Source organism: Paenibacillus sp. 2TAB19 (assembly GCF_052115185.1).
Classification (GTDB): domain Bacteria; phylum Bacillota; class Bacilli; order Paenibacillales; family Paenibacillaceae; genus Pristimantibacillus.
Genome location: NZ_JBFRGE010000030.1, coordinates 24,165 through 37,187, shown reverse-complemented (window position 1 = coordinate 37,187; position 13,023 = coordinate 24,165). Strand labels below are relative to the sequence as shown.

The window sequence follows — 13,023 nt, the reverse complement described above, 5'->3', positions numbered from 1 at the left end:
TCCTATTTAAACTGAGGAAGCAGGTCGGCATAAATAGCCAACATCCGGTCGACGGCAATATGAGCCGCTTCCTTGTTGCTAATTGCCGGATCGAGATCAACGGCTTGGTGCACAAGCGCAGCATCGCCCTTGGCGGCAGCCTCGGCAATAATCTCGTGCACGTCGGAAATTTGGCGTACAGCAGCAGCCAGCGCATCCGGCAGAGCAGGTATGGCAAACGGCGTCCATTCGCCATACGCAGGTGTCGTTCAATGACTATTTGAAGAACATCCGGATGGAGGAAGCGAAGAAGCTGTTGCTCGAGACGAGCGAGCCGGTAGCCGCTATTAGCGAGAAGGTCGGCATTCTGAACTCGACCTACTTCTTCACTCTGTTCAAGAAAACGGCCGGCCTCTCCCCTTCGCAGTTGCGGGATCAGAACGGGAAGTAGGCACGAGTTGCAGTTGCTAGCAGTAGTTGCTTACTGGAAAACCTCCCACAATAGGCGCTATATTGGATTTTTGCAGGATAGAACGGCTGTTTTAGGCGTATCGGATGGCTATGTTGGATATTTGCAGGATAGGAAGCCCGAATCCGCTGAATTCAAGACGTACTGAGTAAAGTTAATGCAAATCTCCAATATAGCTCGAAAGTTCCTCCCAAATCGGCCAAAGTTATTGCAAATATCCAACATAGCTTTCGTACAGAGCAAAAAAGCAGGCTAAGGGATCGCTCCCTCGCCTGCTTCTTTGCTCTGCTCGCCTATTTATTTGCGGTCGAGCTCTTGTATGGCTTCAAGCACCTGCTGCACATGATCCTTGATCTTCACTTTGCGCCACTCGCGCACGAGCTTGCCCTTCTTGTCGATCAGGAAAGTGGAGCGAACGATGCCCATATATTCTCGGCCGTACAGCTTCTTAAGCTGCCAGACGCCGTACTTCTCGCATACCTTCTTCGCGGTGTCGGCGAGCAGCAGGAACGGCAGCTCCTTCTTCTCTACGAACTTCACATGCGACTTCACATCGTCGGCGCTTATGCCGAGGACTACGGCATCCAGCCCGCGATATTCCGAATGTGCATCGCGGAAGTCGCATGCCTGCTGCGTGCAAGTCGCCGTCAGGTCCTTCGGATAGAAAAACAGAACGACCGGATGGCCGATATAATCGCTAAGCTTAACCGTCTCTCCGTTCGACGCTTTAAGCGTGAAGTTCGGCGCTTTTTTGCCTATATGCAATTGAACCATGTATTGTATCCCCCTGCTTCAAGCTCTTAACCTTACGAGCCTGCTCCCCTATATCGTTTGACGCCGTTATTCCAAAACGCAAGACCAAGCCCGAATACGATAATACCCATAATCGGAGTGAACCAAGCTAGTCGCGACAAGTCGTCCGCCTTCTGCTCCAAGAAATACGACGCCGGTATTACGCCAACGAAGGCGAACGGAAGAAGCCAAGTCAGCACGAAGCGTATCAATTTGTTATAAATGTTCACTGGGTAGCGACCATAGTTCTGAATGTTGTACATCAGAGGCACGATACCAGTCGGAGCATCCGAGTAAAAGGACAACGCGCTTAGCGCTGTGTATAGTCCCGCGTAAATAAGTACCGCCCCGATGACGAACAAGAGCAGCATTACAATGTCCAGCACATGGAACGGCAAGCCAAGCTGCACCCAGCAGATAACCATAATGACGGCACCGACGAACGAGCCAATCAGAGACGGCGGGTCGACGTTTTCAAGCAAAACTTGGTAAAGGTTGTGAGCTGGCCTTGTAAGCACCCGGTCCATCTCGCCCTTCACGATGTAGCGTTCGCTGAAATTCCAAATACTGAAGAACGTGGCGAAGACGCCATATGGAATCATGAAGAAACCGTAAACGAAGACGACCTCCGCCTCCGACCAGCCGCCAAGCGATGGCGTATGCTGGAATACGATCAATATAAAGATCAGATTCATCCCTTGGAACAGCAAATCGGACAGCACTTCGATCCAAAAGTCCGCCCTGTAAGTCAGGCGTGTCTTGGCATAGTTCTTAATATATTCCCAGAATAGCTCTGCATATCTCATCTCTGCTTATCCCCCTTGCACGAACAGCCGCCTGCGCGCTGCACGCCACACGAGCCATATCGGAATTAATAGTCCTACAAACCATATCACCTGCAAGCCGAGCACCCCGGCAATTTCGTTGCTAGGCGTACGTCCCGTAAATACCGAGCTCGGCAAATACGTAATCGCTTGGAACGGCAGCCACTGCATAATGCCCGACAGCCAGCCTGGGAAGAAGGCGATCGGCACGACGACGCCGGAGAACAGGTCGACCATGACGCGCTTCATGCGCATCATTCCCTCGTTATTTTCGACGAAGAAGGCGAATAATCCGGTCAGAATATTGATTTGTGAATTGATGAGGAAGCTAAAGAACAGCATGACGAGATAGATCAGCCATGTCGTTGCATCGGTCGGCAGCTTCACCGGGAACAGCAGACAGACGATGATCATGCCCGGTACCATGAACAGAAGCATGCGGAACAAGCCCTCGCCGAAGCCTTGCATCATTTTCACGAACAGATAGGAATAGGGCCGGATGAGCTGCACCGAGACGCTGCCGTCACGGATTTCATTCGCGATCTCGCGGTCCAGGTTATTGAAATAAAACGCTCTCGCCATCCATGAGACAGCAATGTATGTCGTCATCTGAGCAACGGTAAAACCCTGAAGCGTCTCCTTGTCGCCATAGATCGCCTGCCAAAGAAAATAATACGCGCCGATGTTAATCGCATAAATAATGATACCGCTATAATAGTTAACGCGGTAAGCGAGCATCATCAGGAAACGTATCCGAATAAAGTCRATATAAGCGCTCGTCATTGTCCGCTCGTCTCCTTCGAGACTTCGGCGGAGCCCGATGAGTAGATGCTGCGGACGATATCGTCCGTGTTCGTCTCGAAAATTTTAATGTCGCGGATCTCTGTACCGGCCACGACCTTCGAGAGAGCGTCGGATACGTTCACCTCATGCGGCAGCCACATTTTCGCGGTTACGTCATTCTCAAGCGACCACGTTACGGCAAGCTCTTCGGTCAACTGCTGCAGCTTCGCCAGCGGCGTATGACCTGCGAATTGGAACTGAATCTCGCGGCCCTTGCTCCAGCGGCTCTTCAGATCGTCCAGCCCGCCATCATAAATGATGCGGCCGTCGTCCAGCATAATGACGCGCGAGCATAACGCTTCGATATCTTGCAAGTCATGTGTCGTGAGCAGAATCGTCGTGCCGTGCTCGCGGTTCATTTCCAATAGGAAGTCGCGAATCTCCGTCTTCACGACGATATCAAGGCCGATCGTCGGCTCGTCGAGGAACAGAATGGACGGATTGTGAAGCAGCGATGCGACAAGCTCGCAGCGCATCCGTTGTCCAAGGCTGAGCTTGCGGACAGGACGGTTAAGCAGATCACCCAGTTGAAGACGCTCTACGAGGTTGTCCAATCTTTTGCGGAAGTCGGCCTCCGATACGCGGTACACTTTGCGCAGCAACTGGAACGACTCGATAACGCCGATGTCCCACCATAGCTGTGAGCGCTGGCCGAATACGACGCCGATGCCGCCTACGAATTGTTCGCGATCCTTGAACGGTACATAGCCGTTAACTTTGAGATGTCCTGCCGTCGGCACTAGGATGCCAGTGAGCATTTTGATTGTCGTCGACTTGCCCGCCCCGTTCTCGCCGATATAGCCGCATATTTCCCCTTGGGGGATTTGGAACGAAATATCTTTGACCGCCGTTACCTCGTTATATTCGCGCTTGAACAAGTCCTTGAGCGCGCCTGACAGCCCTTCACGGTTTTTCTGAACCTTGAATTGCTTGCGTAAATCCTTCACATCTATAGCCAGCATAGATTGTTGTCTAGCCCCTCTCGTTCGACATTTCCTGGGAAATTACGATTTTTTGTTGGCTGAATCGATAAAACTTGCTTCCAAGCATCGTTCAGCTTTATAATTTTATGATATGTAATATTACATTAGATATGGGCAAGCGTAAACGCCTTACGCAAACCTTTGGTTGAGTAAGCTCGTTTCGCGTAAAAATATAAGCTTATTTATAAGGAGTATAACTATAAATGCTTATATTTCAAGCGTAAACGCCTTACGTCAACCTATGGTGACATTAGACCGTTTCGCGTAGAAATATTAGCCGACTCAAAGACATAAATATGGATGGATCGGCACCTGTGGGCTGGAATAGCAATTATTATTTCAAATAATAGCTATCTAATGATTTAGACTACTGAAACAACCCTATACTGCAAATATTAGCTTCTTCTTAGCTTTCCTTGTCTTCATGCTGTACATGTATGTGTGAGATCGAGCTTTCACAGTAATCAGTCTTTTGCGTATTGAAAGGAGCACTTCTAACGAAATGCAAAACAAATCGAAGGCCAAAAAAACTTGGAAATGGATACTCATCAGCATCTTGGTCATCATTGTCGCCGTCGTCGGTTACGCTATTTATTGGAGCGTCGGCGTATATAATGCTTTGGACAATTTCAAGGACCCGGTTGTAGAGGCAACGCCTAACGGAACATCTGAAACACCAGTACCGATTCCTGAATGGGAAGGTACGGAGCGCGTTAATATTTTGCTGCTCGGCGGTGATGCCCGCGGCTTGGATGAAGGACAGAAAGCACGTTCCGACTCTATAATGGTCGCTTCCTTCGACCCTGTGACGAAGAAGGCGCATCTGTTATCCGTCCTTCGCGATACGTATGTCGAGATTGAAGGCCATGGCCATGGACGTATTAATACAGCGCTAACGCTTGGCGATTACCCGCTGGCCATGAAAACCGTCGGCGACTTGCTGGGGCTCGATATTCAGTACTATGTGTACACCGACTTTGAAGGATTCAAAGCGCTTGTCGATACGATAGGCGGCATTGACTTCTATGTCGAAAAAGATATGCGCTACACCGATAACGGCGACCAGAACCGCTACGATATCGACTTGAAGGAAGGCTTCCAGCATCTTGACGGCGATAAGGCGCTTCAATACGTTCGCTTCCGTCATGACGCGATGAGCGATTTCACACGGACCGAACGGCAGCGCAACTTCCTTAAAGCGGTAGCCAAGGAGCTCCAATCGACCTGGAACATCATCCAGATGAAAAAGATTTTGGAGAGCGTGCAGCCCTATGTCGATATGAACATGTCGGTCAATGATATGCTGAAGCTTGGTCAACTGGGCGTGAAGAGCCATGTAGCCGGCACGACCCAAGTGCCTCCAATGGAGCTGATCGCTGAAGATCGCGTTGGCGGCGCATCCGTTATCGCAGTCAAGGACGAGGATGAGCTTCACGAATACATTCAGGAACTGCTGCAGTCCGATGAGACGATTCCCGTCCCTTCCGAGACGCCTGTTCCTACGGATGGCAGCTCGAATACACCGAGCGAATAACGTAATAGACGCAGCGGACGATATTGTCCCCTGCGTCTTTTTTGATATTGCTTTTTACAATCGGATTGTACTTTTTGATTCGGCTTTTGTATTCTAGTAGATAGTGTTTTGAATGAGTTTAATTTAGGAGGAATACCGAGTATGACTTTACAACGACCACAATCCGGCGTCCTATATGAACAAGCTTTGGAACATATCGTAGGCGGCGTCAATAGTCCTTCCCGCTCGTTCAAGGCGGTTGGCGGGGGCGCTCCCGTATTTATGAAACGGGCAGAAGGCGCGTACTTTTGGGATGTCGACGATAATCGATACATCGATTATTTGGCCGCCTATGGACCAATCATTACGGGCCATGCCCATCCGCATATTACGAAAGCAATAGTTACTGCAGCACAGAACGGCACCTTGTACGGTACGCCAACCGAGCTTGAGATCACGCTCGCTCGCATGCTGAAGGAAGCGATCCCTTCAATGGACAAGGTTCGTTTCGTCAACTCGGGTACAGAGGCCGTCATGACGACGATTCGTGTTGCCCGTGCCTATACGAAGAAGACCAAAATCATTAAGTTCGCCGGCTGCTACCACGGCCATTCCGACCTCGTCCTCGTCGCTGCAGGCTCAGGTCCTTCCACGCTAGGCATTCCGGATAGCGCAGGTATCCCGACCAGCATCGCACAGGAAGTAATTACCGTTCCTTTCAACGATTTAGACGCGCTTAAGCTTGCTCTTGAACGCTGGGGCGACGATACGGCAGCTGTCATGGTTGAGCCAATCGTCGGCAACTTCGGCATGGTTATGCCGCATGAAGGCTATTTAGAGGGATTATGCAAGTTGACGCGCGAATCTGGGGCACTAGTCATTTATGACGAAGTCATCAGTGCGTTCCGCTTCCACTACGGCTCTGCTCAGACTTACAGCTTCTTCGCCGACCATGCCGCCATCGAACCCGATCTGACGGCGCTGGGCAAAATCATCGGCGGAGGTTTGCCGATCGGCGCTTACGGCGGCCGCAAAGAAATTATGGAGCAGGTTGCTCCGCTCGGACCTGCTTACCAAGCCGGCACGATGGCAGGCAATCCTGCCTCGATCTCGGCGGGCATCGCCTGCCTCGAGCTGCTGCAAGAACCTGGCATCTATGACCGCATGGACGGACTTGCTGCTCGTCTTGCAGACGGTTTGCGGTTTGCCGCGAAGCAATACAATATCCCGTTAACTGTAAACCAAATTAAAGGCTCCTTCTCCGCTCACTTCTGCGACCACCAAGTAACCAACTATGATGAAGCGCAGGACACGGACGGTGAACGGTTCGGCAAGTTCTTCCGACTGATGCTCGATCAAGGAATTAATCTTGCTCCTTCCAAATATGAGGCGTGGTTCATGACGATAGCCCATACGCAAGCCGATATCGACGCGACAATAGAAGCTGTCAACAAAGCGATGGCGCAGCTGTAATCTTAACCGTATTACAAAGGTCAGATAGAGATAGATATACTTTCTATCTCTATCCATCCTTAACACCTCTCAATTGGCGAAATAGAGCTGATTTCTAGCTCTATTCTGTCCAACTATCCGCCTGACGCTACATTTGCAGCACTCACCCTGGCGAATAGATATATTTTCTAACTCTATCCGGCCTTATCACATCTCATTTGGCGGAATAGAGCTGATTTCTAGCTCTATTCTGTTCAACTATCCGCCTGACGCTACATTTGCAGCATTCACCCTGAAGAATAAGTATACTTTCTATCTCTATCCGGCCTTATCACATCTCATTTGGCGGAATAGAGCTGATTTGTAGCTCTATTCCTCTCTCCCTACTTCACATTATTAATAATTAACAGCCTGTCATCCGTATTGGATGGAATGCCTCTGCCGTCCGTATTATTCGTGATCACATAAATGCGGCCATCATGAATTTTTACATCGCGCAGTCTTCCCTCGCCTGTGAACACCTTCTCCATTTTGCCTGCAACCGTATCATAGCGATAGAGCGCTTCACCTCTAAGCGTAGCGATCAACAGACGATTGCTCTCATCCATCATAGCGCCAGAGGGCGCAATAGCCTCTTCCCCGGTATGATAAAGCGGAGCGATCATCCCTTTGCGATTATCGTCTCCGTACACAGTCGGCCATCCATAGTTGCCTCCTGCCTCGATGCGGTTCACTTCGTCATGTCCGCCCGGATCGCCGGACGGGCCGTGTTCCGTATTGAACAGGACGCCCTTATCGTCCCAAGCAAGTCCTTGCGGATTACGATGTCCGTAAGAGTATACATACGAATTCGCAAAAGGATTGTCAGCAGGCACTTTGCCATCAAGCGTCAGCCTTAATATTTTACCAGCCAGACTGCTTCTATCTTGCGCCAGTTGCGGCTGCTGCGCATCGCCAGTTGTCACATATAACATCCCGTCCGGCCCAATCGCCATTCGTCCCCCGTCATGGTTAGACGCCCCCGGGATCCCCTCAAGCAGTGCGCGAACTTCAGTCCACTTCTCTCCCTCCTGCTTAATAAGGACGATACGGTTCATTAGAGAACCCTGCTCTTCATAGGTATGGTAGGCGTAAGCAAGCTTCGATGTGTGGAAGTCAGGCGACAGCAGTAGGCCGAGAAAGCCGCCTTCTCCCCTATGTCTTACGCTTTTGTTCAATTGAACGGATTGGCGCTCCATGACACCGCCCTCCAGCTTGACGATCGCTCCTTCACGCTCGCTGATGTATACCGTATCTCCATCAAATTCGATGACCCAGGGAATGTTGAGATTCTCAGCAAGCACCGTGTATGGCTCATTCGATTCAGGATTATCTGAAGGCACTATTGACGGCGATGGCTCAACGCCAGTAGTTACTGCCGCAGTCGAGGTTGCCGTGGGTGCTTCCGTTGCAACGCCAGCTTTCTCCGCTTCGTTTTTGTCGCAGGCTGCAATTAGGAACGAAAATACGGCAACAGCTGCCGCCAAACTGACAAGACGTGCTTGATTCATCATGATCATCCTCTCTCGTTCTTTAGTCGATACGATCAACTCTCTTTATCTAGCATTATAGACACATTCTATCGGAAACCAATCACAAGACGCTGTCTTTATGCAAAAAAAGGACAGCCATTTGCGCTCTCTCTCGTGAGGCATGCTGTCCTTCTTCTAATTGCTATTCGTTCGCATTCGCTGCTGCCAGCGCGGCGACTAACTCGTCTTGAATGCGGCCGTTCGAGGCCATCACATTGCGTACGCTCAGATCATACGGCTTGCCGTTCGTATCGGTTACGATGCCGCCGGATTCCTGGATGAGAAGCGAGCCTGCTGCCAAGTCCCAGCTGTTAAGACCAATCTCCCAAAATCCGCTTAGACGGCCTGCTGCAACGTACGCCATATGAAGCGCAGCGGAGCCGGCGATCCGAAGATTGCGCACCTGTGGCGCTACCGCGGTAATCCCTCGCAAATTGACAGGAAGCGCATATTGATGATCGGCTGGCAGTCCCGTTGCAACAAGACTTCCGCGCAGCGTTTCCTCGCTAGATACGCTCATCCGCTTGCCGTGCACGTAAGCTCCCTTGCCTTTCTCAGCGACAAACAGCTCATCCTTCACCGGATCGTACACAACGCCGACGATAACCTCGCCCTTGTAAGCGAGCGCAATCGATACGCAGAAGAAAGGAAAGCCGTGTACGAAGTTCGTCGTACCATCGATTGGATCAACGATCCATAGGTATTCGGCATCGATCTTATCTTCCAGCGCTCTTGCAGATGCTTCCGGCCCAGGCTTTACACCTTCTTCTCCCAGGAACGAATGATGCGGAAAATGGGTCAAAACCAAATTTTTGATCAGACGTTCGGAGCCCTTGTCGACCTCCGTTACAAGATCGTGGGAAGAGTACTTTATATCAAGGCTTGCATGATTGCCAAGCTTTGTCTTAATCCATTCGCCTGCTTTCGAGGCGCAATTGATAGCAACAGCGGTAAAGCTTTTGCCACCAACGACGGAAGCATTAAGCTGATCGCTCACGGTCCATCACTCGTTTCTGTACATGATTTTTTGTTGAAGTAAGTCCATTTCAAACAATGTATTGGTTTACATACGTATTACTAGGCAGGCAAGTTTCGCAAAAAAATGGAACTGTCGCGGTCACAACGCCCTTATGCCCTCAAAAATCAGTTGTCCCGCAAGCAGCAACAACGTAACCCGCAGCAGCCACATGAGACCCTTGCCGCTCATGCGCATCGCGATGTATGCGCCGGCCTTGCCTCCGATCCAGGCGCCGGGGACAAGCGCCAGCACGAACAGCCAATTCGTCTCCCCAAGAAAGGCATGCATGCCGCTGCCCAGGATGGAGGACAGGAATATGACGAACATCGACGTTGCCGTCGCCACATGAGGGGGAAAACGGAATAGCAGTACCATAAGCGGTACGAATAAAGACCCTCCGCCAATGCCGAACAACCCGGATATTAAGCCTACGCCAAAGCCGATAAGGAGCGCCGGGGCAATGGCGTAACCATAGCTGTGCGTCTCACCGGAGGCATCCGTGAAGCTTCGATTGATAGGCCATTCACGAGTAAACGGTTTCATATAATCTCGGGCAATGAGCAGACCCGCCATGAGCAGCATAAAAATACCAAACACGAGCTGGAATACGCCGTCCTTCAGCAATCCCGTCAAAGCAGAACCCGCCATCGCGGCTGGACCGCTCGTTATGAAAAAAAGCCACGCGCTCTTGAAATCGACGATTTTGCGCTTGGCATAGGATAACGTGGAAGCAAGCGCCGTTACGACCAACACCGTTAACGACGTGCCTACGGCCGTCTCGTGTCCGATCTCTCCGCCCGTCAGAACGGGACCGAGCAGCATAAGCGCGGGCACGATAATGATGCCTCCGCCAAGACCGACGATGCTTCCGAATATAGCGGCAACCGCGCCGAGCACGACTAGCAGCAGCCAGCTTAACATGATAATCACCACTCTCTAGTTGTGAACAACGTTCAGAACAGCACCGCCAAGGCATGTCCCAGGCGGTGCTGTTGACCATATATCAGATGAGGATCTCGACACTTGCATCGTCGATAACCTTCACGCCTTCTCCTTGCTCCTCCAGCTTACGGAGCTCGTCCATCAGTTTAAATAAAGCTTCGTCCTTGCTTTTAGCCTCCAGCATGCAATCCAGGTATTCGGTTGCTGACGCTGCCTTACGCAAGAAACGAAGTAGCGGAAGCGGTTCGACGAAGTCGGCATGACCTCTCGGGTCCGTTTCACTTTTCGGACTGGATGCATGAATCTTTGGCGGCAGCTCCCGAGCGGAAGAGATGCCTAACCGATCGCGTTCTCGCTGCCACGTCTGCACGATGCGCGGCCATAGTTCGCCGCATAGCTCGTCTTCCGAGATGTCGCCCGGATTCACGGCATGATGATGAATGTCGAGTACCATCGGTACCCCGACCTGCTCAGCGGCACTTAGCGTCTCCGCAACATTAAACGTCTTATCGTCGTTCTCCAGCGTCACACGGTGCAGGCAACGCGGCTCAAGAGACCCGAATTGAGTAATAAACCGCTGGCTGGACGTTGCCTTGTCTCCGTATGCTCCGCCCATATGTATATTGCATTTGGCCGCTTCATCCAATCCCATCGCCTCAAGCATCCGCACATGGTTGTCCAAGTCGATGATCGAGTTCGCCAGCACTTCCTCGCGAGGCGTGCTGAACACGCAGAAATGGTCGGGATGGAACGACACGCGTATGTTATTTCGCTTAACGAAATCGCCTATCTCTCGGAACGACGGTGTTAGAGTCTCGAACGGATTCCAATCCGCAAGCTCTCCATGGGTCGCAAGCGGAATGAGCTTGGACGAGAAACGATACATTTGAATATCGCTCGCTCGGCAATGCCTTAATATGCGCAGCGTATTGCCCAGGTTCTCCTCGGAAATCCGCTCCAGCTTGCGTATAGCGGCCTCGCGGTCATCGAGCTTGGAGAAGCTTTTGTATGTCATTGTCTTCGAAGGAGATGCGTTTTCAAGCGTCAAGCTCATTGCGACGAAACCGAATCTGACGATCATCGGCTATTTGCGATCTCCAAAAAACATTTCAAAAGCCAGCGCAGTCTGTATGCGCGACTCTTCCTCGGTCAGCTTTCTCACAAGCTCCATCTCCACTTCGGTTACTTCTTCGCCTTGAAAGTTAATTTCAGCGATAGAAGCCAAGATGCGGACAATCGCAATCGCTTCGTTGCCAGGCGTGTAGGCAATGACCTTCTGGCCCGTCGGAAAGACGCGAAATCCGCTCTTAACCATTTTGCCCCTACCATACTCCAACAATTCATAAAGCTCTTGCTCGGACTTGAATTTGCATACGGAATTAAATTCGGTTGAAAATCCCATGGTAACAACCTCCCTCCTCGAAAATCCGGTATTAGGCCGGTTAAGGCTCATTCGTTCGACGAAATGACGTTAAATGAGCCTATTGGCTATTTAGTTTGATCTAACCTTAAATCGCGTCGCCGGAGAAATCGATCGCTTGCTTGTCGTTGTAACGAGCCATCGCGAGGTCGATCAAATTGTCTAGAAGCTGCTTGTACGGGAGGCCCGTTTCCTTCCACATGAGCGGATACATGCTGAATGGCGTGAAACCAGGCAATGTATTCACTTCATTAATTAGCAGCTGACCATCCGACTTCCGCAAGAAGAAGTCAACCCGCGACAAGCCGGAGCCGTCGATCGCTTGGAAGGCGCGAACGGCCATCTCGCGGATTGCTTCCGTCGTCTCGGCAGGAATGTTCGCCGGGATTTGCATTGTGGATTTGCCGTCGATATATTTGGCTTTATAATCGTAAAACTCATTGGACGGAGCAATCTCACCTGGCAGCGATGCTTTCGCATCGTCGTTGCCAAGCACGCTGACCTCGATTTCGCGAGCATCGACAAACTCCTCGACGATGACTTTGCGGTCGAATCGGAGCGCGTAATTAACGGCAGCGATCAGCTCCTCGCGGTTTCTCGCTTTCGATACGCCTACGCTGGAGCCAAGGTTGGCTGGTTTAACGAAGCATGGATACCCAAGCGACACTTCACATTCCATAATGAAATAGGAGGAGTCCTTCTGCCATTGCGTACGGTTAAAGTACCGGTACACGCATTGCGGCAAGCCCTCTTGGGCGAACACTTTTTTCATGATAATCTTRTCCATGCCAACGGCAGATGCGAGAACGCCAGCACCTACATATGGAATGTTGGCCATCTCGAATAAACCTTGGATCGTGCCGTCTTCGCCGAACGTGCCGTGCAGCAGCGGAAATACGACGTCGATCTGCTGCTCGCCGCTCGCGCCAGAACCGCCTATACCCGCGAACAGCGGCGCAAGCGCCGCTCCTGTATTCGCAGGCTCACTGGACTCGTAACGCAGCTCCTCCACGCTTGCTGGACGACCTTCAAGAACGGGCCCTGTCTTCYACTCGCCTTGCTTCGTAATATAAAAAGGTTTGATAGCGTATTTGTTGTAGTCGAACTCGCCCATAACGGCAAACGCCGTTTGCAGAGAGACCTCATGCTCTCCCGATTTCCCCCCGTATACAAGACCAACTCGAACTTTGCTTCCCATGGCACATCCTCCGGTACGA

13 protein-coding genes and 1 pseudogene are annotated in these 13,023 nt (G+C 51.2%); 3 read left to right on the top strand and 11 right to left on the bottom strand.

From position 1 onward, the window contains the following. Positions 1–2: 2 nt before the first annotated feature. Positions 3–215 (bottom strand): annotated as a pseudogene (locus AB4Z33_RS15360) (hypothetical protein); the annotation flags it as partial. Between the two features lie 26 nt (positions 216–241). Here AB4Z33_RS15360 and AB4Z33_RS15355 point away from each other — a divergent pair. Then, positions 242–430 carry a helix-turn-helix domain-containing protein gene (locus tag AB4Z33_RS15355; RefSeq protein ID WP_442050733.1) on the top strand — a complete coding sequence of 63 codons (189 nt, stop codon included), beginning with the start codon at positions 242–244 and terminating at the stop codon, positions 428–430. 315 nt (positions 431–745) lie between these two features. Here the strand turns inward: AB4Z33_RS15355 and bcp are convergent, their stop codons facing one another. Genes bcp through AB4Z33_RS15335 form a run of 4 tightly spaced genes read right to left on the bottom strand, consistent with a single transcriptional unit; the run spans position 746 to position 3,869 of the window. Next, positions 746–1,222, bottom strand: coding sequence for a thioredoxin-dependent thiol peroxidase (gene bcp / locus AB4Z33_RS15350; RefSeq protein WP_442050732.1), 477 nt, complete (start codon positions 1,220–1,222; stop codon positions 746–748). A gap of 32 nt (positions 1,223–1,254) precedes the next feature. After that, entirely contained in the window at positions 1,255–2,046 is a 792-nt protein-coding gene (locus tag AB4Z33_RS15345; protein WP_442050731.1) for an ABC transporter permease, read from the bottom strand. Between the two features lie 6 nt (positions 2,047–2,052). Then, entirely contained in the window at positions 2,053–2,847 is a 795-nt protein-coding gene (locus tag AB4Z33_RS15340; protein WP_442050730.1) for an ABC transporter permease, read from the bottom strand. Further along, the gene (locus AB4Z33_RS15335) at positions 2,844–3,869 is read right to left on the bottom strand and encodes an ABC transporter ATP-binding protein (protein WP_337103707.1); all 1,026 of its coding nucleotides are present in this window, start codon (positions 3,867–3,869) and stop codon (positions 2,844–2,846) included. Before AB4Z33_RS15335 ends, AB4Z33_RS15340 begins: the two co-directional genes overlap by 4 nt. Positions 3,870–4,392: 523 nt before the next feature. On the opposite strand from AB4Z33_RS15335, the gene AB4Z33_RS15330 reads away from it, so the two are divergent. Beyond that, complete coding sequence (locus AB4Z33_RS15330) at positions 4,393–5,424, top strand: LCP family protein (RefSeq protein WP_442050729.1); 1,032 nt, start codon at positions 4,393–4,395, stop codon at positions 5,422–5,424. Positions 5,425–5,565: 141 nt separating this feature from the next. Then, positions 5,566–6,876 (top strand): glutamate-1-semialdehyde 2,1-aminomutase, encoded by a 1,311-nt coding sequence (locus tag AB4Z33_RS15325; RefSeq protein WP_442050728.1) that lies wholly within the window; start codon positions 5,566–5,568, stop codon positions 6,874–6,876. 362 nt (positions 6,877–7,238) lie between these two features. Here AB4Z33_RS15325 and AB4Z33_RS15320 read toward each other — a convergent pair whose 3' ends face one another. The 6 genes from AB4Z33_RS15320 to AB4Z33_RS15295 form a co-directional block, all read right to left on the bottom strand. Beyond that, on the bottom strand, positions 7,239–8,408 hold the full coding sequence (locus AB4Z33_RS15320; protein ID WP_442050727.1) for a PQQ-dependent sugar dehydrogenase: 1,170 nt from the start codon (positions 8,406–8,408) through the stop codon (positions 7,239–7,241). 160 nt (positions 8,409–8,568) lie between these two features. Further along, positions 8,569–9,423, bottom strand: coding sequence for an inositol monophosphatase family protein (locus AB4Z33_RS15315; RefSeq protein ID WP_442050726.1), 855 nt, complete (start codon positions 9,421–9,423; stop codon positions 8,569–8,571). A gap of 120 nt (positions 9,424–9,543) precedes the next feature. Further along, complete coding sequence (locus AB4Z33_RS15310) at positions 9,544–10,365, bottom strand: sulfite exporter TauE/SafE family protein (RefSeq protein ID WP_442050725.1); 822 nt, start codon at positions 10,363–10,365, stop codon at positions 9,544–9,546. A gap of 82 nt (positions 10,366–10,447) precedes the next feature. Next, positions 10,448–11,467: a UV DNA damage repair endonuclease UvsE gene (gene uvsE, locus AB4Z33_RS15305; RefSeq protein ID WP_442050724.1), complete on the bottom strand. Its 1,020-nt coding sequence runs from the start codon at positions 11,465–11,467 to the stop codon at positions 10,448–10,450. A 3-nt stretch (positions 11,468–11,470) separates the two neighbouring features. Next, positions 11,471–11,788, bottom strand: coding sequence for a hypothetical protein (locus tag AB4Z33_RS15300; protein WP_442050723.1), 318 nt, complete (start codon positions 11,786–11,788; stop codon positions 11,471–11,473). Between the two features lie 106 nt (positions 11,789–11,894). Beyond that, positions 11,895–13,004 (bottom strand): D-alanine--D-alanine ligase, encoded by a 1,110-nt coding sequence (locus AB4Z33_RS15295; RefSeq protein WP_442050722.1) that lies wholly within the window; start codon positions 13,002–13,004, stop codon positions 11,895–11,897. Positions 13,005–13,023: the final 19 nt, after the last annotated feature.

Coding starts and splice junctions, on each gene's coding strand:
- bcp (WP_442050732.1), bottom strand. CDS start 1,222: ATGGTTCAATTGCATATAGGCAAAAAAGCGCCGAACTTCACGCTTAAA.
- AB4Z33_RS15345 (WP_442050731.1), bottom strand. CDS start 2,046: ATGAGATATGCAGAGCTATTCTGGGAATATATTAAGAACTATGCCAAG.
- AB4Z33_RS15335 (WP_337103707.1), bottom strand. CDS start 3,869: ATGCTGGCTATAGATGTGAAGGATTTACGCAAGCAATTCAAGGTTCAG.
- AB4Z33_RS15330 (WP_442050729.1), top strand. CDS start 4,393: ATGCAAAACAAATCGAAGGCCAAAAAAACTTGGAAATGGATACTCATC.
- AB4Z33_RS15325 (WP_442050728.1), top strand. CDS start 5,566: ATGACTTTACAACGACCACAATCCGGCGTCCTATATGAACAAGCTTTG.
- AB4Z33_RS15320 (WP_442050727.1), bottom strand. CDS start 8,408: ATGATGAATCAAGCACGTCTTGTCAGTTTGGCGGCAGCTGTTGCCGTA.
- AB4Z33_RS15310 (WP_442050725.1), bottom strand. CDS start 10,365: ATGTTAAGCTGGCTGCTGCTAGTCGTGCTCGGCGCGGTTGCCGCTATA.
- uvsE (WP_442050724.1), bottom strand. CDS start 11,467: ATGATCGTCAGATTCGGTTTCGTCGCAATGAGCTTGACGCTTGAAAAC.
- AB4Z33_RS15300 (WP_442050723.1), bottom strand. CDS start 11,788: ATGGGATTTTCAACCGAATTTAATTCCGTATGCAAATTCAAGTCCGAG.